Here is a 20,327-nt window from a genome sequence, read left to right on the forward strand (position 1 = left end):
CCGAAAGGAAGAAGAAAATGATCTTGGTAACCGGCGCTACCGGAAACATCGGTGGCGAGGTGGTGACGGCGCTGAGCGAGTCCGGCGCGCCGGTGCGCGCGCTGGTGCGCGATCCGGCGACGGCCACGCTGCCCGCGGGCGTCGAGGCGGTGACCGGCGATCTGAACCGGCCGGAGACCATGGTCGACGCCCTCGACGAGGTGCGCGCGCTGTTCCTGCTGCCCGGCTACGACAACCAGGCCGACCTGCTGGACCGCGCGAAAAAGGCCGGGGTGCAACGGGTCGTGCTGCTGTCGAGCGCCTCGGCGGCACTGCAGGATCTGGACAACGCCGTCTCCCGCTACATGACGCTGTCCGAGCGGGCGGTGCGCGAATCCGAACTGGCCTGGACGTTTCTGCGGCCGCGCTCGTTCATGTCGAACGCACTGCGCTGGCTGCCGCAACTCGCGGCCGGTGACGTGGTGCGGGTGCAGTTCCCCGAGGTCCGGTTCGGCGCGATCGACCCCGCCGACATCGCCGCCGTCGCCGCCCTGGCACTCACCGGCGACCACCTCGACGGCCGGACGCTCGAACTGACCGGCCCGCAGGCCCTGCTGCCCGCCGACCAGATCGCCATTCTCGCCGCGACTTTGGACCGGCCGCTGGTCGCGCAGGGCCTGAGCACCGAGGAGACCAGGGCGGAACTCAGCGCGACCATGCCGCAGCACTACGTCGAGGCCTTCCTGAGCTTCTTCGCCGGCGGCACCCTGGACGAGGCGACGCTGCACCCCACCGTGCAGGAAGTCACCGGACGCGCGCCACGCACCTTCGAACAGTGGGCGCAGGCGCACGCCGCCGCCTTCACCGGCTGAGGCGGGTAAGCGGACCCTGTCCACGGTCGGCCTCGGCGAGTCAGGCACGATATGCACTGGCTATCAGCCTGACCGTGGCATAGGGTTCGACTCGGGAGGGGGGATTTGTGATACTCGGGCGCTGGTTGCTCATCGAAACGCTCGGACACGTCGACACCTGGTCGCTGCTCGCGGTCGGTACGGCGCCCCGGGAATGGAAGTCGTTCCAGCGCGCCGTTTCCACCCGATTACAACCCCTCATCGCCACCGCCTACACCAGCGGCACGGTCGTCGACCAGCAGCTGCCGCAGTCCCGGCACGACTGGTCAGGCCAGCGCATCGTGGTGGTGCCCCTGCACGGGCCCGACGAACGGGTCCATGCCGTCCGGCTGTGGGTGGGCACGGGCGATCCGCCACCGCCGGTCGGCGTCGCCGCGTTCGGGGTCGACGCGCGAGCCCGGCGGATCGAAGCCCTCCCCTACGACCTCGGGCCGCATTTCGAGGACGGCCGCATCGTCTGGATCGGTGCCGAATCCTTCGAGCTGATCGAACGTTTCGACGGCGCACTCGATCTCGTAGCCACGCTGGCCAGATCGACACCCGGCGACCGGTGGCTCGACACCGCGACCGTGCGTGCGCGGACCGGTCCGCGCACGCTGCTGCTCGCCGCGCGTAACCCCGACGAGAACCGGTACCGCTGGCTGGGTCTGGCCGTCGATGTCACCGATAGTGTTGCGCCCCAGCGTAAATCGTTCGAGGCAGCGACCCTGGACCTACTGCGCGGCGCACAGCCGAACCTCTACCTCGCCATCGTCGACCTGGCCCAGGTGCGGCTGATCCGCTGGGTCACCGAGCCGGTGCCCGGGTTGCGCTGGGGCCGCGGCACCGACGAGCGCACCGTGCCACACCCCGCCGATCGGGACCGAATAGTCTGCGCCCGCAACGACATCCGCTCCGGTGCCGAGCGGGTCACGCTGGCGGCGGTGCGGATGGCCACCGATACCGGCGACTGGCTCGTCGCCGACCTGGAGGCCTCACCGCTGCCCGGTGGAACGACGGGCGCGCGGGTGCCCGAATTCGCCTTGGTTCAGCTGGAAATCATCGACGACCCGCAACCGGAGGAACCGTCGGCCACTGACCAACCGCCCGCAACCCCGTGACCTGTCAGCCTGCCGCGGCCTCCGCAGGCACAGCCACGAACTCGGCCAAGCCTTGCTGCGGCGCGACCACCGCACTGAAACCCAATGTGCGCCTGGCCCGTTCGGGATCGGCGACGAAATGACGGACATCGCCGATCCGGTATTGCCCGGTCACCACGGGCGCGGGACCACCACACGCCTTCGCCATGATCGAGGCGACCTCCCACAACGTGATCGGCCGCCCGGACGCGATATTCAGTGGAACGAACCCGGGCAGCGCCCGCTCGACCGCCGCGAGCACGGCCACCGCGGCATCGCGCACGTGCACGAAATCCCGGACCTGCCCGCCATCCTCGAACACATGCGGCGCCCGCCCCTCATCCAGCGCGGCCCGCACCTGACCCACCATCCCGGCCCGCGCGCCTACACCGTAGACCTGATGCATCCGCAGCGCGGTCACCGCGCCACCGACCTGCAAACCCCAAGCGAAGGCATAGTTTTCCTGCGCCACCTTGCTCGCGCCGTAGCTGCCGCGCGGGCGCAGCGGCGCGTCCTCCCCCACCGGCTCCCAGGTCAGCACGTCGCCGGTGCGCGGAGCCCGATGGTCGAACATGCCCCGATCCAGATCCGCGCGCCTGCGCAGCCCGGGGAAGAACGGCCCGCCGCGCACGCTGCGGTAGCGGCCCTCGCCGTACACGCTGATCGATGACGCGAGCACCAGGCGGCGCACCTTCGCCCGCTCCATGGCGCCGAGTAACGCGGCGGTGCCCAGATCGTTGTGTGTCGCGAATTCGGCCGGACCGGCGCCCGCGGTGACCGCGGCGAGATGGCAGACGACGTCGATGCCCGCGAGCAGCGGCGCGAGCGCGTCGGCGTCGCGCACATCGACCCGCGAAACACCGTCCGGCGGCTGCGCGTCCGGCCCGTGCACGGTGTCGAGCATCAGATCGATGCCGACTACTTCATGACCTGCGGAAGACACGGCCTTGCACACGTGTGTTCCGAGGAAACCGGCCGCGCCGGTGACCAGCACTCTCATTCACCGCACCCTTGTTCGGCACCCCCGCATGGGTCAGGGTAACTCGAACGGGAGCGACACTCCGGTATGAACGCGGCACCGATCGCAGGTGTCGGTCTCGGTGACCGCGGCCACCGAGCGGCGGATCAGGTCCTTGAACGGCACCAGGTTGCGCTTGAACTCGGCGAACACATCGACCGCGTGCACGCCGGTACCCTCCTCCAGGCCCGCATCCAGATCGGTCACCAAAGCGACTGCGGCGTAGCACATCTCGAGTTCTCGGGCGAGCACGGCCTCGGGGTGACCGGTCATGTTCACCAGGTCCCAGCCCTGCCCGGCGAACCAGCGACTCTCCGCCCTGGTGGAAAATCGGGGGCCTTGGACGACGACCATCGTGCCCGCGCCCTTCATCGGCAGCACATCGTCGGCGGATTTGATCGTCGCGGTACGAAGGTCATCGCAGTACGGGTCGGCGAAGGAGACGTGCACGCCACCGCCGTCGAAATAAGTCTGCGGACGGCCCGAGGTCCGGTCCACCAACTGGTCCGGCACCGCCACCGTGCCGGGACCCCAGTCCCCGCGCAGGCTGCCCACAGCGCAGGGCGCGAACACCCGCCGCACCCCGAGTGAACGCAACGCCCACATGTTCGCCTGGTACGGCAGGGTGTGCGGAGCGAACTCGTGACTCTTGCCGTGCCGCGGCAGGAAGGCGACCGGCCGCCCCTGCACCTCGCCGATCGCAACCGGCGCACTCGGCGCCCCGTACGGGGTTTCTACCTCGACGTGCGTCGCCTCGTTGTCGAAGAAATCGTAGAAGCCGCTGCCGCCGATGACGGCGAGCGCAGGCCTGGCATGCGAACTCATGCCCCGATTCTCCCGTCCCCGAGACGTCCGCCGATCAACGGGTACCGCAACTCCGAGCGCACGCCAGGTAGAGCCTTGTCGGTGGACTCGGCCATGATGGCGGGCGGGGTGCTCGCGGTCTGCGGTATCGCGCTGGCGCGTGGTGGAGCCGAGGATCGGGTCGCTGCTCGGCCGCGTGACCCCGTGGAACAGGCGCTGACCTGACAAGTCGGGCGGAAAACTGTACCCTAGGGGGGTATGAATCCGGTTCGACCGTAGACCGGCAGCCAGCGAGGAGACATGGTGACATCCAGCCCCCAGGACCACGCCGCGCACGATCACGCCGCGCACGGCTACATCACCGCGAAGGACGACTACCTCAAGCGACTGCGCCGGATCGAGGGCCAGTCGCGCGGACTGCAGCGCATGGTCGAGGAGGAGAAGTACTGCATCGACATCCTCACCCAGGTCTCCGCGATGACCAAGGCACTGCAGGCGGTGGCGATGGGACTGCTCGAGGATCACATCAGTCACTGCGTGGTCGACGCCGCGGTGGCGGGCGGCCCGGAGGCGGAAGCAAAGATCAAAGAGGCCACCGACGCCATCGCTCGGCTGGTCCGGTCCTGACACCCCCTCGCTGAACCGTCGAACCGTAAGCGAGCCCTGCGCGAGAGCTGCGGCCGCTGGTTCCGCGACCAGACGTTGCGGCGGCAACCCTGCTGCCGGGAGGCTAGCCGTGCCAGCGGCGATAGACGTCGGCGGCGCCGGGGTGTAGCGGGATCGGGGCAGTGCCGATGAGGGAACGACCGTCCAGGAATTGTGTGCCTGCCGCTTCGGTGGGCACCAGCGAATCAGCCTGGTACACCAGGAGTTCGACGATCGACGCGGCGACATCCTCGGGCATGGACGCGGCGGCTAGCAGCAGGTTCGCCACGCCGATGGTGTGCACGGCGACGCCCCCGGGGTAGGCGTCGGCGGGGATCTCCACCCGGTCGTACACCGGTCCGAACCGTTCACGCATAGGCACGGCCAAGTCCCCCATGTCGACAAGCCGCATGCGCGCCGGGATCTCGAGCACGCTCGTCGGCACACCACCGGCCCACAGCAACGCGTCCACTTCCCCCGCTGCCAGCTCGGCCATCGCCGTCCGCAGCGGCCGATGCGAAACCTGCACGTCCCCTTCGGGATTCAGCCCGGCCACTCGCAGGATCCGGTCACCGGTCAACGCCGCGCCGGACCCGTCGGCACCGAGATTCACCCGGGCGCCACGCAACTGCGCGACGCTGCCGATCACACTGTCCGACCGCACCACGAGCTGCAGGTAGTTCTCGTACACCCGGCCGAGCGCCAGCACCCGATCGGTCGTATCCCCCACCGAATCCGACAGTGCCAGCGCGGCATCCACCTGCCCGCGCGCCAGCATCGCCAAGTTCTCCTGCGACCCCGACGTGGTCACCCGCTCGATCCGCACGTCGCCTTCCTGCGCGGCAGCGGCGGCGAGCAACCCCGCGAAGGCGTAATAGAACCCGCCCACCTCGCCCGAGGCCAACCGCACGACCGGCCCGCCCGCACTCGGTCCGCACCCAGCGATGCCCACCGCGGCCACGCCGGTCAGCGCCAGAAATCCCCGCCGTCCCATCGTCATCATGGCGCCACCGATGTTCGGTACTCGTCCACCGTGCCGAGCATCGGTCGCCGGTTCCGGCGTTCGGTTAGGCGCGCTTCGCCGAAAGCAGCCGCATACGGACTGCGGCACCGAGCCGGCAGCACACCGAATATCCCCCGCATCAACCAGTTCCGGTGCATCGTCATGGCCGCTCCGCCGGCAGCCGGATGTGGACGGCCAGTCCGTGCGGGTGGACCGCTTCGACGGTGAGGGTCCCACCACAAGCTTGCGCGAGGGCGGCGGCGATGGGCAGGCCGAGGCCGGAGCCGCCGCTGACGGCGGTCGAGCCGCGGAAGAAGCGGGTGGTGAGCCGGTCGATCTCGTCGGCGGGCACACCGACGCCGTCGTCGTGGACGGTGAGGGTGACCCAGCCGGGTTCGCCCGCGACGGTGAGCACCGTCCGTGCACCGGATCCCGCGTAGCGGCACGAATTGCTCAGTGGCACATCGAGAATCTGGGCGAGCGCGTCGGCGGAGACCGCGACGTCGGCGTGCTCGATCGACGGACCGATCCGCAGTTCCTGCCCCGCCGCGTCGTACGCCGAGTACCACGCGTCGAAGCGGTCGGCGACCACCTGGACCGCGTCGCAATGGTTCTCGTCCGCAGCGAGCCTGGCCGCGTCGAAGCCGGCGGGTGTTTCGGCGACGGCGAGGGTGAGCAGGCCGTCGAGCAGCGCGGTCAGCCGCTCGACCTCGGCCGCGGCGCTGCGAAAGGTGTTCGCCGCCTTGTCCGGTACCGCGGGCTCGAGCGAGTCAAGTCGAATCGTCAACGCGGCCAGCGGGTTCCGCATGGCGTGCGCGGTGTCGGCGACCAGTTGACGTTGCGCGTCCACCGAATCGGCGACGGCCAGCGCCATTGCGTCGAAAGATTCGGCGACAGCACGCATTTCGGGAGGACCGCCGTGATGCGTGGCGATCGACGCCGGATGCTTGGCGGCGACCGTCTCGGCCCGCGGCTTGGGCAGTGTCGCGGTGAGATCGGCGACGGCGTGCGAGAGCGCCCCGAGCGGCCGCAGCACCCAGCGGCTCAAAGTCAGTGCGAGCAAGGTGAACAGCGCCATCGCGATCACACCGCCGAGCACGATCAACGCCCAGGTGCGGGCGATGTCGGCGCGGGCACGCGCGGTGGACGCCTGGATCACCACGGCGCCGCTCACCTGTACCCCGGTGCCGACGGGGCGCGCGACCAGCATGGTCGGCGCACCCCATGGGGTCAGTTGAGCCACCGCGTGCGGACGCTGATTGCGCCGCGCCGCCGCCACCGCGGCACCGATCTCCGGGTCGTCGATGCTCGCGCCGCCGTTGGCGGTCGTCGCCCCTTTCGCGTCGACCACCAGCACGTTTTCGCCGTACAGCTCGTGATAACGGCCGACCTCGTCGGACAGCGCCCGGCTATCCCCCGAGGTCGAGGCGGCCGCGGCGAGATTCGCGAACCGGTCGGCGTCGCCGGACCGGGCGAGCACCAGCTGCTGGGTCCGGCTCGTCGCCACCGTCAACGACAGCGGCACGGCGAACGCCAGCACCGCGATCGCGGCGAACACGGTCAGCGCGATGAGTAGGCGGCGCCGCATGGCCTGCCCCCGGTCATTGCCCCCACCGATACCCGTAGCCGCGAATGGTGGTGATCAGTCCCGGCCGATTCAGCTTGGCGCGCAACCCGGTCATGTGCACGTCGAGCGACCGGGACACCGCGACGAACGCGTCCCCCCAGATCCGGTCCATCAGCTGCTGGCGGCTCACCGCGGCGCCCGGCCGCTCCACCAGCGCCTGCACCAGCTCGAATTCCTTCTGCGTCAACGTGATCGGCGCACCGGCCACCTCGACCAGGCGCGCCTGCAGATCCACCCGCACGTCACCGGTGACCACCACCGCCTGCGCCGGTTGCGCCGCGGCGGCCGCCCGCCGGGTGACCGTTTCCAGCCGCGCCATCAATTCCGCGATCCGCGGCGGCTTCACCAGATAGTCGTCGGCGCCGCCGCGCAACCCGCGCACGATCGAACGTTCGTCGCTGCGCGCCGTCAGGATGAGCACCGGCACCTGACTCACCTCACGCAACTGCCGCAGCACCTGCAACCCGTCCCCGTCGGGCAGCCCGAGGTCGAGAATGATCGCGTCGTAACCGCGGTGCGCCATCAGAATGTCCGCGCCGCGCCGTTTGCGCTCCGCCCGGTAACCACGGGCGTTCAGCGCCTCGACCAGCGCGTCACCGACGCCGTCGTCATCTTCGACCACCGCAAGCCGCACGCGCCGATCTTCCCACGCTGGGCGAATCGGCGCGTGCGCCGGGCCGTCGGTCACGCAGTGGTGAGCCGACGTTCCGGCTCGGCCGTCCCGACACCGGTCCCAGTTACGGCGTCGGCGGCGGCCTGTTCGGCTTCGATGGTCGAGGAGGCCGAGGTCTCCCGCATGAACAGGTAGGTGAGCAGCGAGATGGCGATGCACCCCGCGACGTACCAGAAGTAGACCGACTCGTGGCCCGCCTTCTTCAGCGTCAAGGCGATCGTTTCGGCGGTGCCGCCGAAGATCGCGACGGTCAGCGCGTACGGCAGGCCGACGCCGAGCGCGCGGATCTTGGTCGGGAACAGCTCCGCCTTCACGATGGCGTTGATCGAGGTGTAGCCGGTGACGATCACCAGCGCGCCCATCATCAGTGCCCACGCGCCGATCGGGTTCTTGGTCTGCCCGAGCACCGTCATGATCGGCACGGTGAGCAGCGTGCCCGCGACGCCGAAGAAGATGAGCAGCTTGCGCCGCCCGATCCGGTCGGACAACGCACCCGCCAAGGGCTGCAACACCACGAACGCGAGCAGGGCGAAGAAGTTGATCCAGGAGCCGGTCTCCTCGGGGATGCCGACGCTCAGCTTCATGTACTTCTGCATGTACGTCGTGTACGTGTAGAAAGCCACGGTCCCGCCGAGGGTCAAGCCGACCACCAGCAGACATTCGCGGGGGTACTGCATCAGCATCCGCAGCGAGCCGCGCGGCGCGGTGCTCGACGCTGTGACCGCGTCGCCCACGCTGTTCACCAGCGGAACCGACTCGGCCGCCGCCGCTTCGAACTGCGCGGACTCGTCCATGCTGCGCCGCAGCCACATCACGATGAGCGCGGCGGCCGCGCCGATGACGAACGGGATGCGCCAGCCCCAGTCGTACATCTGGGCCTTGTCGAGGAATTGCTGCAGGATGATCTGCACGCCCAAGGCGACCAGCTGGCCGGCCACCAGCGTCACGTACTGGAAGCTCGAGTAGAACCCGCGCTTGCCCGCCGAGGCCACCTCGGACAGATACGTTGCGCTGGTGGCGTATTCGCCGCCGACCGAGAGGCCTTGCAGCAGTCGCGCCAGCAGCAACAGGACCGGCGCCGCGATGCCGATCGTCTGGTAGCCGGGGGTCACCGCGATCAGCAGCGAGCCGCTCGCCATCACCGTCACCGACAGGGTCAGCGCGGAACGCCGTCCGTACTTGTCGGCGTAGCGGCCGAGCAGCCAGCCGCCGAGCGGGCGCATCAGGAAGCCGACGGCGAACACCGCGGCGGTGGACAGCAGCTGCGCGGTCGGATCACCGGACGGGAAGAACGTTTTCGCGAAATAGATGCTGAACGCGGCGTAGACGTACCAGTCGTACCACTCGACGAGGTTGCCGATGGATCCGCGCAGCACGTTCGCGACGACCCGCCGCTCGCCCACGGGCTTTGTCGTAGTCACAAGATCTCCTTCTTCGACGCGTCAGCGCGTCAGCCGAGACCGAGTGTGTCTGCTGTCACAGCGGCAAGGGAATGCCCAGAGCCCCTTCCTAACAGTCCCTTAGGAGTGTCAGGGCTCTCCCCGATCTAGGCGGTGGAGACCTTCACGTAAAAGCACCTCGCACAAGGTTGTTGCCTTGCGCGAGGTGCGATGCAGAACTTTTGCGGCTGTGCCGGCTCAGCCGTTCAGCAGCGGTGCCAGCGTGCGCAGCCCAGCGAGGTAGTCCTCGTTCAGGACCTGCACCGCAACATGGTTGCCACCGGCGTCCAGGTGCGCGGTGAGCTCAGCGGCGACGTGCTCCGGGCTGCCGTGCGCGATGACGGCGTCGAAGACCCGGCTGCCGGGGTCGGTGAGTTCCTCGTCGGTGAAGCCGAGCCTGCGCAGGTTCGAGGCGTAGTTCGTCAGGCCCAGGTAGAACCCGACGGTCCCCTCTGCGACGGCATGCGCCTGCTGCGGGTCGTCGGTCAGTACGACCTTGTGCTCGGTCGCGATCAGCGCGTCCGGGCCGATCTCCGCCCGGGCCCGCGCGGTGTGCGTGGACGGCACGAAATAGGGCAGCGCGCCCAAGGACCGCTGCGCGGCCAGCTTCAGCACCCGCGGCCCGAGGGCGGCCACGGCGCGGCGCTCGGCAGGCACGTCCAAAGCGTCCAGTACGTCGAGGTATTCGACGAGGGCGTCGTAGGGCTTACGGTACTCACCGGTGTGCTCCGGGTGCCCCGCACCGATACCGAGCAGGAAGCGGCCGGGGAAGCGCGCGTCGATCCGGTGGAACGACTCCGCGACCTCCTTCGCGGGCACGGCCCAGATGTTCACGATGCTGGTAGCCACGTTGATCGTCTCCGTCGCCGCCAGCAACGGCTCGACGGTCGACAGATCACCGGGCGGCGACGCACCCAGCCAGAGCGTCCCATAGCCGGATTTCTCCAGCTCCCGCGCGTCTTCCGGGCTGAAGAGGTTGTACGCCCGCCACACACCGAATCGTCCGAGGCCCTCGATTGTCATGCTTTGCGGAACCACCGTGCCGCCCTTCCTATTCCGGCCGGATCCATAAAAATTCCTGCCCCGAATCGTTAGCACTCTCGATTCGAGAGTGCTAACTTTGGTGGTGCACAGCTACCGGCGCCTACCGCGGTGGCAGGCGTCGCCACAGGTGAAATGGAGGTGATTGCTGTGCTGAGGTTCGATCCATTCCATGACATGGACACCGTCGCGCGCCAGCTGCTCGGTGAGACCGCGGGTTCCTCCCGCGCCCCGCGATTCATGCCGATGGATCTGTTCAAAGCGGGTGACCACTATGTCCTGCACGCCGACCTGCCCGGAGTCGATCCCGGCTCGGTGGATGTGAGCGTGGACAACGGCACCCTGACCCTGCGGGCGCAGCGCAGCGCACCCAGCGAGGAAGGCGTCCAGTGGATCGCCTCCGAGCGTTTCGCGGGCAATTTCATGCGCCAGATCAGCCTCGGCGACAACGTCGACGCCGAAAAGATCAGCGCCACATACAACAACGGCGTGCTGTCGGTGACGATTCCGATCGCCGAACGGGCCAAGCCGCGCCGCATCGAGGTCGCCAGCGGATCGGCGCAGCAGAAGACGATCGAAGCCGGATCGTCCAACTGAACGACTCGGCGCCCGCGCCGCAGCCGCCTGCCGGTTGTGCGGCGCGGGCGCAGCGTCCGCCAGGAATTCAGCCCCCGCAACAACTTTCGCCCGACGGCACGGTGCGTACTTCCCTGGTCTGCGCGTTGCGCGCGGCAAGATCCGCGGCGGCGGGATAGTCGACGGCGATCAGGCTCAGACCGTGCGCGGGAGCCACGGTGACCGAGCTGGAGCGCTCGGTTTCGTTCAGCAGCCCGCCGACCCAATCCGGCGTGCGGCGCCCCTCACCCACCGCAAGCACGGCACCGACCAGGCTGCGAACCATGGACCAGCAGAAGGCATCCGCGCTGACATACGCGGTGAGCAGGTCGCCGTCGCGGTGCCAGTCGAAGCGCTGAAGTTCCCGCACCGTCGTCGCGCCCTCGCGGCGGCGACAGAAAGCCGCGAAGTTGTGCAGGCCCAAGAGCTTTCGAGACGCCGCGCGCATCGCATCGATATCGACGTCGTGGCGGCAGCCCACGATGCTGCGGGCCTGCAGCGGTTCGGCGCCGTAGGGGGCGGTGGTCAGCCGGTACGCGTAGTGCCTGCGGATCGCCGAGAAGCGCGCGTCGAATTCGGGCGGGACGAGGCGAACCTCCTTGATCCGCACATCCTTCGGCAGGAAACGCGCCATCCGGTGCACCAGCTTGGCCGGGTCGAGCTCGGCGGTCGTATCGAAATGGGCGACTTGCCCTTCCGCGTGCACGCCGGCGTCGGTGCGGCCCGCGACGGTCAGCGGCACCGGTTCGCGGAACACCTTGCTCAGCGACTCCTCCAGCACGCCCTGCACGGTGCGCAGGCCGGGCTGGCGCGCCCAGCCAGTGAAATCGGTTCCGTCGTAACTGATATCGAGCCGGAACCGTGTGGCCGGACGCGCGATCGCGTCGACCGGCGCCGCATCTCGCGTCGGCTCGGCCGAATCCTGCCTCGGCACAGCCGAAACCTGCTCCGGGCCAGCCGAGTTCGACGACGAGCTAGCCGACAGCATCGAGTCCTCCGCGCTCACTTCGATCTCCTGGTCAACGAACGAACCCGCCGACCCGCGGAAAGCGGGCGGCGGGCTCGATCAGAAATTCCGACGCGAACGTCGGGCATCCTCAGGCCTTGTCTTCGGTGGCCTTTTCGTCGGCAGCCGGAGCCTCGACCTCAGCGGTCTCGGCAACAGCGTCGTCGGCCTTGTCCTCGACAACCTCAGCGGCCGGGGCCTCTTCGGTCTTCTTGGACGAGGCGACACGGCGAGCGCGGTCGGCCTCGTTGGTCACGGTCTTCTCCCGGACCAGCTCGATGATGGCCATCGGCGCATTGTCACCCTTACGCGGCAGCGTCTTGGTGATGCGCGTGTAGCCGCCCTCGCGACCCTCGAACGAGGGGCCGATCGTGGCGAAGAGCTCGTGCACGACGTCCTTGTTGCGGATCACCTTGAGCACCTCGCGACGGTCGGCAAGGGTGCCTGCCTTCGCCTTGGTGACAAGCTTCTCGGCGTAGGGACGCAGTGCCTTGGCCTTGGACTCGGTGGTCGAAATTCGACCGTGCTCGAAGAGCGCCGTCGCCAGATTGGCGAAGATCGCCTTCTGGTGCGACGCCGACCCGCCGAAGCGAGCACCCTTCTTGGGCTTGGGCATTGTTGGTTCTCCTTGTGTGAGGCCGGGCCGGGGTGCCTACCCCGCGTCTGGCCTAGAGCTGTTCGGTCTCGGCGTAGTCCTGCTCGCCACCGTCGGTGTCACTGAACGTGCCGCTGTCGCTCCACGTTCCGGTGCTCGCGTCGTAACCCACCACAGACGAAGGATCGAACGACGCCGGGCTGTCCTTGAGCGAGAGGCCGAGCGCGTGCAGCTTGACCTTCACCTCGTCGATGGACTTCTGGCCGAAGTTGCGGATGTCCAGCAGGTCCGACTCGGTGCGGGCGACGAGCTCGCCCACCGTGTGCACACCCTCGCGCTTGAGGCAGTTGTAGGACCGGACGGTGAGGTCCAGGTCCTCGATCGGCAGACCGAACGAGGCGATGTGGTCCGCCTCGGCCGGCGAAGGGCCGATCTCGATGCCTTCGGCTTCGACGTTGAGCTCACGGGCCAGGCCGAAGAGCTCGACCAGGGTCTTGCCCGCCGAGGCGAGCGCGTCCCGTGCGCTGATGGAGTTCTTGGTCTCCACGTCCAGGATCAGACGGTCGAAGTCGGTGCGCTGTTCGACACGGGTGGCCTCGACCTTGTAGGTCACCTTGAGCACCGGCGAGTAGATCGAATCCACCGGGATCCGGCCGATTTCCGCACCGGACGCCTTGTTCTGCACGGCGGGGACGTAGCCGCGACCGCGCTCGACAACGAGCTCGATCTCCAGCTTGCCCTTGTCGTTCAGGGTGGCGATGTGCATGTCCGGGTTGTGCACGACGACGCCGGTCGGCGGCACGATGTCACCGGCGGTGACGGTGCCGGGGCCCTGCTTGCGCACGTACATCGTGACCGGCTCGTCCTCCTCCGAGGACACGACCAGACCCTTGAGGTTCAGGATGATGTCGGTGACATCTTCCTTCACGCCGGGGACGGTGGTGAACTCGTGCAGCACGCCGTCGATACGAATGCTCGTGACCGCGGCCCCCGGAATCGAGGACAGCAGGGTACGCCGCAGCGAATTGCCCAGGGTGTAACCGAAACCCGGCTCGAGCGGTTCGATGGTGAACTTCGAGCGGTTCTCGGCAACGACCTCTTCGGTCAGTGTCGGACGCTGTGAAATCAGCATTTAGGATCATCCTCCTGTTTGGGCGCCCGCTATTTGACGCCTCGTTTTAGGGGTTGTGCATGATCTGCCGGTAGCAGCAGATCACGCACCGTGTAGCAGCGTTTACTTCGAGTAGTACTCGACGATGAGCTGTTCCGAGAGCGGCACATCGATCTGGGCGCGCTCGGGCTGCTGGTGCACCAGGATCCGCAGACGGCCCGGGATGACCTGCAGCCAGCCGGGAACCGGCCGGTCGCCGACGGTCTCGCGCGCAACCTGGAACGGCAGCGTGCCCAGCGACTTCTCCTTGACATCGATGATGTCGTACTGGGTCACCTGGAAGCTCGGAACGTTGACGCTCCGGTTGTTCACCAGGAAGTGGCCGTGGCTGACGAGCTGGCGAGCCTGACGACGGGTACGGGCCAGACCGGCGCGGTACACGACGTTGTCCAGGCGGCACTCGAGCAGACGCAGCAGGTTGTCACCGGTCTTGCCCTTGAGGCGGTTGGCCTCTTCGTAGTACCGGCGGAACTGCTTCTCCATGACGCCGTAGGAGAAGCGAGCCTTCTGCTTCTCCTGCAGCTGGAGCAGGTACTCGCTCTCCTTGATCCGCGCGCGGCCGTGCTGGCCGGGCGGGTACGGACGACGCTCGAACGCCTGGTCGCCGCCGACGAGGTCGACGCGCAGACGACGCGACTTGCGGGTGATGGGGCCTGTATAACGAGCCATTTTTTATCTCTTTCCTTTCCCGCTAGACGCGACGACGCTTGGGCGGACGGCAGCCGTTGTGCGGCTGGGGGGTGACGTCGGAGATCGTGCCGACCTCGAGGCCCGCGGCCTGCAGCGAACGGATCGCGGTCTCGCGGCCCGAACCCGGGCCCTTCACGAAGACGTCGACCTTCTTGACGCCGTTCTCCTGCGCCTTGCGGGCAGCGTTCTCGGCGGCGAGCTGCGCGGCGAACGGGGTCGACTTGCGCGAACCCTTGAAGCCGACGTGGCCCGAGGACGCCCACGAGATGACGTTTCCGGCCGGGTCGGTGATCGACACGATGGTGTTGTTGAACGTGCTCTTGATGTGCGCGTGGCCGTGCGGGACGTTCTTCTTTTCCCGGCGACGCGACTTCTGGGTCTTCTTGGGGCCGGAGGCCCTGGACTTCGGAGGCATCGGTTATCCCCTACTTCTTCTTGCCGGCGACGGTGCGCTTCGGGCCCTTGCGGGTGCGCGCGTTGGTCTTGGTGCGCTGACCACGCACGGGCAGCCCACGACGGTGGCGCAGACCCTGGTAGCAGCCGATCTCGATCTTGCGACGGATGTCGGCCTGCACCTCGCGGCGCAGGTCACCTTCGACCTTGAGCTCGGGCGAGGTCTCGATGTAGTCACGCAGCTGCGTCACCTGATCGTCGCTGAGGTCCTTGCTGCGCAGGTCCGGGCTGACGCCGGTGGCCGCGAGGATCTCCTTGGAGCGGGTACGGCCGATGCCGTAGATGTAAGTCAGCGCGATCTCCATGCGCTTTTCACGCGGGAGATCAACGCCCATGAGACGTGCCATGTGGCAGGTTCCTTAGCTGTTGCGGAGGTCTGCTCCCTGTCCGTCCCCTCGTCTTGGTGGGGCACCGGCCTCCGTACCGGTGGTTGGCGCACACGCCTTCCGGGCGAACCCGGAATACCGCAGCGTGCGGCTGGAGCTGGGAGTTCTTCTTTAGTTGGCCAAGCCGATCAGTGATCGGTGCCCGGCTGGTGATCGCTGGGAGTTGCCTCCCGCTTGATCAGCCCTGGCGCTGCTTGTGGCGCAGGTTGTCGCAGATCACCATGACCCGACCGTGACGGCGGATCACCTTGCACTTCTCGCAGATCTTCTTGACGCTCGGCTGAACCTTCACGTCCGTCCAATCTTGTTGTGGTTCACACGGGTGTGAACACAGTTTTTCCCCAGCCTTTTCGCTGGGGAAGTCTGTTGTGCCGCTCTGTCGAGCGACGGTTCTGCACGGCCAGGCGAACTTCTCACCTCACCGAAGTGAATCGACCCGGGCACACTCCGCTGAGGAGAGATCGCCCGATTCGATTTACTTGTAGCGGTAGACGATCCGGCCGCGTGACAGGTCGTATGGGGAAAGCTCGACGACCACGCGGTCCTCGGGGAGGATACGAATGTAGTGCTGCCGCATCTTCCCGCTGATGTGCGCGAGAACCTTGTGACCGTTCTCGAGCTCGATCCGGAACATCGCATTGGGCAACGGCTCGACAACTCGACCCTCGACCTCGATGGCCCCGTCTTTCTTCGCCATGTCCTCCGCGATCCCGGTTACGCTCAACCTGGTTTGTTTGGCTTGTTTCTGCTTACATGGATCAATCGGCCGAAACCGACCGACGACATGCAAACAGTCGGCGCATAGGTGCACCGCCGCTCCAGCTTACCGGTACCGGATGGTTCCGGCAAAAATGGGTGTCGGTGGTAGCTCCCGCCGGTACTCTTTCCGCCCCGATCAGAGCGTGAAATCGAGGGCCGCAGCGCCCTGGCCTCCTGCCCCTCTGTGGTGTCCGGACGTCGCGTAAACTGACCGCTGTCCAGGTATAGAGGGTCGAGCAGATCTAGGGGGATCCGTGAGCGAGCGCAGCGAGCGAACCTCCCATGCAGCGCCTCCGGGCACGATGGAACCGAGCGCTAGCGAGGTGGAATCGTGAGCCGCAATAATGACGGCCTCCCCATGCTGCCGCCGTGGCTGTCCGAGAGTGATGTCACACAGGTCGGCTACGAAGCGCCGGTGCAGAACCTTCCCTCCGACGATGTGATCGACGAGAGACCCAGCCGCCGACGTCAAGAGAAGAAGCGTAAGGGTTGGCGCCGGGACAAGAACGACACCCCGGCCACCGAAGAGCAGCAGCCCGAGGCCGGCCCGCACGGTCGCACACCCGATGCGGGTTCCCGTTCGCCGGAGCCGCCGCAGCCCGATACCCCGCGCGCGGACCCGTGGCGTCAGCCCGGGCTGGATGCCTACGTCCAACCGCGCACGGATGACGTGTGGCAGGCCGGTCCGCCGCAACGTACCGAAGCACCGGCGCAGCGCACCGAAGCACCAGCGCAGCGTCCGGAGGCACCGGCTGCGCGGACCGAGGCACCGCCGCAGCGCACCGGCGGACCCGCACAGGGACTGCCCACCCGGAACCCCGGCCCGCCGCCCCCGGCCTTCCAACCGCTGGGCAGCCGCGCTGTCACCGAGCCGCCCGTCTCGAACGACCCGACCACCCGGCAACAGCCCACCCGGCCCGATCTGCCGCCGCCACCCGCGCTTCCGGATCCGCCGCCGCAGGCATCCTCAGCCATTCCGGACGCACCGCCGCAAGCCTCGACCAATGCGCCGCAGGCCCCCGCGGAGCGTTACGCACCGCCGGAGCCCGATGGCCCGCCGCCGTGGCTGGCCGGACCGCGGCCCGAGCAGGCGACGACCGCACCGGCCGCACCGCCGCGTCGGCCACCGCTGCCGGATCCTCCGCCGTTGCCCGGTCCGCCACCGGCGCAAGGCGGCTCGTCGACGACTCCGTCCGCCGAACAGACACCACAGGCACGACCGGACGCACCGGCACGCGGGCAAGAACCGCCTGCCGCGAGCCGGGTACCGCAGGCACCGGGTGACAACGCCGCCGAACGACCGGGCGCGCCAACACCTTCGGCGCCGCCCACCCGACCCGGGCCGCTGGATCAAGGCCGCGCGCCCGGTGACAGCGTCGTTCCCCCGGCGGCGCCCGTAACCGGGCCGCAGGGACGTGCGCCGCAAGCACCGGATCGTGAGCAGCCGGGCGCGGAGAACGTTGCCGGTGCGACGACACCTCCCGCCGTCCAGCCGGGTCAGGAACTTCCGAGCCGTGGGCCGGCTGCGGGTTCGGCACCGTCGAGCCCGACCTCGACAGCGGGACAGCCGGTACCCGACGATACCGTCGGCGGGCCTGAGCGCGGCCCGGCCGCCGTGCAACCAGGTGCGAACGGCACCGCGTTACCGCCGCTGCCCGCCCGACCCGCCGAACCTGCTACACCGGGCACCGAGCGCCCGGAATCCGGTCAGCCACAACGCGACAACTCGCTCCAAGCACCAGGTTGGGTGCCCTCTTCCAACACCGGAGCAACCCGGCCGTCCGCCAGCGGGCGACACCGCCTGCCCGCCGAGATCGACGGGCTCCCGGGTGTGCCCGAGGAGTCGGCGCAGCGGTCCGGCGGACAGCCGCAGCCCCGGAATGACCTCCCGCAGCCACCTGTTGGGCCGTACGCGCCGGCGAATCAGAGCGGATCCGGCGGCCCGATCGGATACCCGCCGCAGGCGACCGGCGGTCAGGCCCCGAGCAGTGAGCAGCCCGCGCCACCGGCACCGAGCGAGCCGTGGCGCAACGCCGCGGCTCCGGTGTGGGCAGACGAATCCGTCAGTCGGCCACCGTCGGTCGGCGGGCAGGCACCCGGCAGCGAACAGCCCGGCCCGCCCGCACCCGGCGTCCCGTGGCTCAACCAGGCAGCACCGGCGGCGCAAACCCCGAGCCGGACAGCACCGTCCGTCGGTGGGCAAGCACCGGTCAGTGAGCAGCCGGGACCGCCCGCACCCGGTGTCGCTTGGCACAACCAAGCCGCACCAGCAGCCCAAACCCCAGGCCACACAGCACCATCCGCAGGCGGACAAGTACCAGGCAACGAACAGCCCGGCCCGCCCGCACCCGGCGTTCCATGGCACAACCAAGCCGCACCAGCAGCCCAAACCCCGAGCCAGACAGCACCGTCCGCGGGCGGACAAGCACCGGGCAACGAACAGCCAGGACCACAAGCGCCCGAGGTTCCTTCGCGTGCGCCAGGCGGATTCGCCGGACCACAGGTCGGTGGCCAGGCGCCGGGTGGGTCACCGCCCGCGCCGCCGCAACCGCCGGGCCAGTGGGGTCGTCCGCCGGGACCGGTCGGTGGGCAGTACCAGCCTGGCGTGCAATACCAGTCGGGTCCGCCGCCATCACTGGACGATGTGCCGATGCGCCGGGCCAAGAAGTCGCCGGGCAGCGGCTGGCGTAAGGCCGTGCATCACGTGTCGGGCGGCGCGATCAATCCTGGATTGTCCGCGGAGGAACTGCGGTTGCAGGAGTTGGTCGCCCGGATCCGCCAACCCGTGCGCGGCGACTACCGGATCGCGACGCTGTCCCTGAAGGGTGGTGTCGGAAAGACCACCACCACCATGGGTATCGGCTCGATCTTCGCCTCGATCCGCGGCGACCGGGTGATCGCGGTGGACGCCAACCCCGACTTCGGCACGCTGTCGCAGCGGGTGCCGCTGCAGACCAGGTCCACCGTGCGTGACCTGCTGCTCGACCCGTCGATCCAGCGCTACTCCGATGTCCGCAGGCACACCTCGCAGGCCACCAGTCGCCTGGAAGTGCTTGCCAGCGAACGCGATCCGGCGGCGTCGGAGGCGTTCAGCGAGGAGGAGTACCGTGCGGTCGCCCGGATCCTGCAGCGCTTCTACAACATCATCCTGACCGACTGCGGTACCGGACTGATGCATTCGGCGATGTCGGGCGTGCTGGATCTGGCTCACTCACTGGTGCTCATCTCCTCCCCCGCGATCGACGGCGCCCGCAGTGCCGCAGCGACTTTGGACTGGCTGTCGCTGCACGGACACGATCACCTGGTCCGCAACGCGGTGGTGGTGATCAACTCGCCGCGCGCCGGATCACCGAACGTCGGCATCCAACAGCTGCGGGAGTACTTCCTGTCCCGTTGCCGCGCAGTGCACATCATCCCGTTCGACGCGCACATGTCCGAGGGCGCCGAGATCGATCTGCACCGCCTGCACAAACACACCAAGCGCGCCTACGTCGAACTCGCCGCCACCATCGCCGACGATTTCGCCACCGATCACCGCCGCTATCAACCCTGAAACACCGCCGTGTCACACCGTCACGTGACAACTGGGTTGCCGACCCTCGGGCTACCGATCGAGCAGAGTCATATGGTCGCCAACAGATCTTCAGCAGCGACCATATGACTCTGCCCACCCTCGAAATGCCCGGCAACACAACCACATCAGCCGCATCCAACCGCTCGGTGCACAGACCGTCCATACCTCTCACAGGGCTTACAGTCCTTGTGACAGGTACGGAAGGTCTGCGAGACCTCACGAAACGACCGCGCGCGAAAACCGTTCGCGGGCTAGCGGTCTGGCGGTAAGGGCGGAGCTACCACTCCGGGAGACGACGTCTGCCCGCGAGAATGTCGCGGACGAGATCGTCGTAGGCATCGGCGAGTTCGGCAAGGTGATGCCAAGCGCCGTGCAGTCTTTCGTCGTGTGCGTCGAGGGTCATCAGCGCGTGGTGCGCGCGCACCGAGGACTCGGCGAGGCGGTCGATGACCGCGCCGACGGTCTCGGTGTGCAGGGTCGCACCGAGCCGGTGCTGGGGCACACTGCGTGCGACCCAGTCATCGATGGCCATGACCAATTCGACTCTGCGGCGCTCGATTTCGAGGACCACCGTCGGGTCGGTGTCCACCGAACCACCGCGGCCGACCAGTCGCCGCTCGTGCAGCACCGCGAGATCGCGGGCGAACCAGAGCAACGGACCGCCGACCACGCGGTGTCCACGACACGCCCGAACAAGTAGATCCGAGGTGGGAAGCAGTCCAGGAGCATGGGACTGCACCACCGAATCGGCACACCGCAGGGTGCCGGGAAGAGCCATTACGACTGTTGTATCCGAACCTGCCACGTTGCCTCGCCGTCA

22 protein-coding genes are annotated in these 20,327 nt (G+C 68.2%); 6 read left to right on the forward strand and 16 right to left on the reverse strand.

Annotated features, from left to right (window positions below):
• Window positions 1–17: 17 nt before the first annotated feature.
• Both NN4_RS22855 and NN4_RS22860 read left to right on the forward strand, forming a co-directional pair.
• Complete coding sequence (locus NN4_RS22855) at window positions 18–851, forward strand: NAD(P)H-binding protein (protein ID WP_147134961.1); 834 nt, start codon at window positions 18–20, stop codon at window positions 849–851.
• 125 nt (window positions 852–976) lie between these two features.
• Window positions 977–1,990, forward strand: a complete 1,014-nt coding sequence (locus tag NN4_RS22860) for a GAF domain-containing protein (protein WP_246181023.1) — start codon at window positions 977–979, stop codon at window positions 1,988–1,990.
• Window positions 1,991–1,994: 4 nt separating this feature from the next.
• Here NN4_RS22860 and NN4_RS22865 read toward each other — a convergent pair whose 3' ends face one another.
• Both NN4_RS22865 and NN4_RS22870 read right to left on the reverse strand, forming a co-directional pair.
• Window positions 1,995–3,008, reverse strand: coding sequence for an NAD-dependent epimerase/dehydratase family protein (locus tag NN4_RS22865; protein ID WP_147134968.1), 1,014 nt, complete (start codon window positions 3,006–3,008; stop codon window positions 1,995–1,997).
• A gap of 33 nt (window positions 3,009–3,041) precedes the next feature.
• On the reverse strand, window positions 3,042–3,851 hold the full coding sequence (locus NN4_RS22870; protein WP_107654210.1) for an S-methyl-5'-thioadenosine phosphorylase: 810 nt from the start codon (window positions 3,849–3,851) through the stop codon (window positions 3,042–3,044).
• Window positions 3,852–3,926: 75 nt separating this feature from the next.
• On the opposite strand from NN4_RS22870, the gene NN4_RS46640 reads away from it, so the two are divergent.
• A complete protein-coding gene (locus NN4_RS46640; protein ID WP_281289394.1) occupies window positions 3,927–4,055 on the forward strand; it encodes a hypothetical protein in 129 nt (42 codons plus the stop codon).
• 75 nt (window positions 4,056–4,130) lie between these two features.
• Window positions 4,131–4,457 (forward strand): metal-sensitive transcriptional regulator, encoded by a 327-nt coding sequence (locus NN4_RS22875; protein WP_135234849.1) that lies wholly within the window; start codon window positions 4,131–4,133, stop codon window positions 4,455–4,457.
• Window positions 4,458–4,560: 103 nt separating this feature from the next.
• On the opposite strand, the gene NN4_RS22880 is transcribed toward NN4_RS22875, so the two are convergent.
• The 5 genes from NN4_RS22880 to NN4_RS22900 all read right to left on the reverse strand — a co-directional run bounded on the left by NN4_RS22880 (window position 4,561) and on the right by NN4_RS22900 (window position 10,240).
• Window positions 4,561–5,475, reverse strand: a complete 915-nt coding sequence (locus tag NN4_RS22880) for a TAXI family TRAP transporter solute-binding subunit (RefSeq protein WP_147135011.1) — start codon at window positions 5,473–5,475, stop codon at window positions 4,561–4,563.
• Between the two features lie 163 nt (window positions 5,476–5,638).
• Window positions 5,639–7,066: a sensor histidine kinase gene (locus NN4_RS22885; protein WP_147134971.1), complete on the reverse strand. Its 1,428-nt coding sequence runs from the start codon at window positions 7,064–7,066 to the stop codon at window positions 5,639–5,641.
• 13 nt (window positions 7,067–7,079) lie between these two features.
• The gene (locus NN4_RS22890; RefSeq protein WP_135234846.1) at window positions 7,080–7,739 is read right to left on the reverse strand and encodes a response regulator transcription factor; all 660 of its coding nucleotides are present in this window, start codon (window positions 7,737–7,739) and stop codon (window positions 7,080–7,082) included.
• 50 nt (window positions 7,740–7,789) lie between these two features.
• Complete coding sequence (locus tag NN4_RS22895) at window positions 7,790–9,199, reverse strand: MFS transporter (protein ID WP_147134974.1); 1,410 nt, start codon at window positions 9,197–9,199, stop codon at window positions 7,790–7,792.
• Between the two features lie 216 nt (window positions 9,200–9,415).
• The gene (locus NN4_RS22900) at window positions 9,416–10,240 is read right to left on the reverse strand and encodes an LLM class F420-dependent oxidoreductase (RefSeq protein ID WP_147134977.1); all 825 of its coding nucleotides are present in this window, start codon (window positions 10,238–10,240) and stop codon (window positions 9,416–9,418) included.
• Between the two features lie 168 nt (window positions 10,241–10,408).
• Here NN4_RS22900 and NN4_RS22905 point away from each other — a divergent pair, with 168 nt between their 5' ends.
• A complete protein-coding gene (locus tag NN4_RS22905; protein ID WP_147134980.1) occupies window positions 10,409–10,855 on the forward strand; it encodes an Hsp20/alpha crystallin family protein in 447 nt (148 codons plus the stop codon).
• Between the two features lie 67 nt (window positions 10,856–10,922).
• Here NN4_RS22905 and truA read toward each other — a convergent pair whose 3' ends face one another.
• The 8 genes from truA to infA all read right to left on the reverse strand — a co-directional run bounded on the left by truA (window position 10,923) and on the right by infA (window position 15,871).
• Entirely contained in the window at window positions 10,923–11,861 is a 939-nt protein-coding gene (gene truA / locus NN4_RS22910) for a tRNA pseudouridine(38-40) synthase TruA (protein ID WP_371865688.1), read from the reverse strand.
• A gap of 109 nt (window positions 11,862–11,970) precedes the next feature.
• Window positions 11,971–12,495, reverse strand: coding sequence for a 50S ribosomal protein L17 (gene rplQ, locus NN4_RS22915; protein WP_107654204.1), 525 nt, complete (start codon window positions 12,493–12,495; stop codon window positions 11,971–11,973).
• 52 nt (window positions 12,496–12,547) lie between these two features.
• On the reverse strand, window positions 12,548–13,606 hold the full coding sequence (locus NN4_RS22920; RefSeq protein WP_014981770.1) for a DNA-directed RNA polymerase subunit alpha: 1,059 nt from the start codon (window positions 13,604–13,606) through the stop codon (window positions 12,548–12,550).
• Window positions 13,607–13,708: 102 nt separating this feature from the next.
• Window positions 13,709–14,314: a 30S ribosomal protein S4 gene (rpsD, locus tag NN4_RS22925; protein WP_107654203.1), complete on the reverse strand. Its 606-nt coding sequence runs from the start codon at window positions 14,312–14,314 to the stop codon at window positions 13,709–13,711.
• Window positions 14,315–14,336: 22 nt separating this feature from the next.
• Window positions 14,337–14,750 carry a 30S ribosomal protein S11 gene (gene rpsK, locus NN4_RS22930; protein ID WP_040731638.1) on the reverse strand — a complete coding sequence of 138 codons (414 nt, stop codon included), beginning with the start codon at window positions 14,748–14,750 and terminating at the stop codon, window positions 14,337–14,339.
• A gap of 10 nt (window positions 14,751–14,760) precedes the next feature.
• Window positions 14,761–15,135: a 30S ribosomal protein S13 gene (gene rpsM / locus NN4_RS22935; protein WP_147134984.1), complete on the reverse strand. Its 375-nt coding sequence runs from the start codon at window positions 15,133–15,135 to the stop codon at window positions 14,761–14,763.
• Between the two features lie 217 nt (window positions 15,136–15,352).
• A complete protein-coding gene (rpmJ, locus tag NN4_RS22940) occupies window positions 15,353–15,466 on the reverse strand; it encodes a 50S ribosomal protein L36 (RefSeq protein WP_011207363.1) in 114 nt (37 codons plus the stop codon).
• Between the two features lie 183 nt (window positions 15,467–15,649).
• Window positions 15,650–15,871 (reverse strand): translation initiation factor IF-1, encoded by a 222-nt coding sequence (gene infA, locus NN4_RS22945; protein WP_003418601.1) that lies wholly within the window; start codon window positions 15,869–15,871, stop codon window positions 15,650–15,652.
• A gap of 393 nt (window positions 15,872–16,264) precedes the next feature.
• Here infA and NN4_RS46780 point away from each other — a divergent pair, with 393 nt between their 5' ends.
• Complete coding sequence (locus tag NN4_RS46780) at window positions 16,265–19,486, forward strand: MinD/ParA family ATP-binding protein (RefSeq protein WP_308633334.1); 3,222 nt, start codon at window positions 16,265–16,267, stop codon at window positions 19,484–19,486.
• A gap of 298 nt (window positions 19,487–19,784) precedes the next feature.
• Here NN4_RS46780 and NN4_RS22955 read toward each other — a convergent pair whose 3' ends face one another.
• Window positions 19,785–20,285 (reverse strand): DUF4254 domain-containing protein, encoded by a 501-nt coding sequence (locus NN4_RS22955; RefSeq protein WP_246181026.1) that lies wholly within the window; start codon window positions 20,283–20,285, stop codon window positions 19,785–19,787.
• Between the last annotated feature and the right edge of the window lie 42 nt (window positions 20,286–20,327).

This window comes from Nocardia ninae NBRC 108245, from assembly GCF_007990755.1.
In the GTDB taxonomy this organism is placed as follows: Bacteria; Actinomycetota; Actinomycetes; order Mycobacteriales; family Mycobacteriaceae; genus Nocardia; species Nocardia ninae.